This is a genomic window from Coxiella-like endosymbiont (assembly GCF_002871095.1).
Classification (GTDB): Bacteria; Pseudomonadota; Gammaproteobacteria; order Coxiellales; family Coxiellaceae; genus Coxiella.
The window spans coordinates 1-1388 of record NZ_NSHJ01000034.1 but is presented as its reverse complement, the minus strand read 5'-3'; the positions used below and the strand labels follow the sequence as shown (position 1 = coordinate 1388).

Here is a 1388-nt window from a genome sequence, read left to right as displayed (position 1 = left end):
GAAAAGGACTGCTATTTTTTAACCTCTTGATTCTTGCTTTAAAAATGATAAATTATTTCTCAATACTTAAATTATTTCTCAATACTTTATTAAGAGATAGTTATATCTTTAATAAAAGATAATTATATGGATAAAAGACTATTAGAAATATTAGCTTGTCCGATTTGTAAAGGGAAATTGGTATATAAGCAAGATACGGAAGAGCTTCTTTGTCGCTTTGATAAACTAGCCTACCCTATTCAAGGGGGGATTCCAGTTATGTTGGCTGACAAAGCTCGTTCATTAATAGCAGAGAGGTAAAATGGCATTCCGAGTCATCATACCAGTTCGTTATAATTCTATTCGCCTACCCGGTAAAGCCTTGGCAGATATCGCTGGTAAACCGATGATTCAACACGTCTATGAACGTGCCATAAAAAGTGGTGCGGAAGCTGTTGTTATTGCGACTGATCATAAACAAATCAGTAAAGTAGCAGAAAATTTTGGAGCAATCGTTTGTATGACCTCTTCTGATCATCAGTCGGGAACAGAACGTATTGCGGAAGCTGTTGTTGCTTTGGGTTTGGAGGATGATGAAATTGTAATCTATTTGCAAGGTGATGAACCTTTGATTACTCCGGAGGCTATTCGAAAATTAGCAGAGGATTTGGAGGAACATGATAATGTAAAAGCAGCTTCTCTCTGTACACCGATTACAGATATTGAGGAATTGATTAATCCCAATACTACTAAAGTAGTATTGAATCGTCGAAATTACGCTCTTTATTTTAGTCATGCTCCTATCCCGTGGAATCGCTCTACTTTTAATATTTATAATAAAGAAAATATTAAATTAAATGGCTCTCATTTCCGCCATGTAGGTATTTATGCTTATCGGGTAAGATTTTTAGAAGAATATCTTTCTTGGGATAGTTGTTCTGCTGAAAAGATTGAGGCTTTAGAACAACTGCGTATTTTATGGCATGGCGGCCGTATTCACATGGTAGTTACAAAAGAAAAATGCTTGCCTGGCATTGATACGGAAGAAGATCTTCAACGTGTTCGCAAATATTTCAAGTAAATTTAAGTAAAGCATGAAAATAAATGCAGCAAAGCATGGAAAATGTTTATGCAAAAACCCCTGGTGTTTTAATAGTAAAGAAATAGTGGTAGCAAATTCGCTAGTTTGATCAAATGTTTAAGTAGATTTAATAAATGGTTCAAGACTTTTGACAGAGTAGCTGCTTTGGTCATATTTGAAGGACAGGAGTTCAAAGAAAGCTGTTAGTGCTTGGGTGTCATCAATTTGGGTTGGAAAGTAATTAATTGATATTTGGGGAAAAGGTGTGTGTATTTTTTGGTTGGGGGTGTAATTGACTCAGAAAAAATGCTCGGTGAGACTGCAGACC

The 1388-nt window shown here is 35.7% G+C and carries 2 protein-coding genes; both read left to right on the top strand.

Annotated features, from left to right (window positions below; genetic code table 11):
- Positions 1 to 126: 126 nt before the first annotated feature.
- Positions 127 to 300 (top strand): Trm112 family protein, encoded by a 174-nt coding sequence (locus CLERM_RS00405; RefSeq protein ID WP_102156655.1) that lies wholly within the window; start codon positions 127 to 129, stop codon positions 298 to 300.
- A gap of 1 nt (position 301) precedes the next feature.
- Positions 302 to 1060 (top strand): 3-deoxy-manno-octulosonate cytidylyltransferase, encoded by a 759-nt coding sequence (kdsB, locus tag CLERM_RS00400; RefSeq protein WP_102156654.1) that lies wholly within the window; start codon positions 302 to 304, stop codon positions 1058 to 1060.
- Positions 1061 to 1388 lie beyond the last annotated feature (328 nt).

Excerpts from the sequence above, each read along its gene's own strand:
- kdsB (WP_102156654.1), top strand. The coding sequence starts at position 302 with ATGGCATTCCGAGTCATCATACCAGTTCGTTATAATTCTATTCGCCTA.
- CLERM_RS00405 (WP_102156655.1), top strand. The coding sequence starts at position 127 with ATGGATAAAAGACTATTAGAAATATTAGCTTGTCCGATTTGTAAAGGG.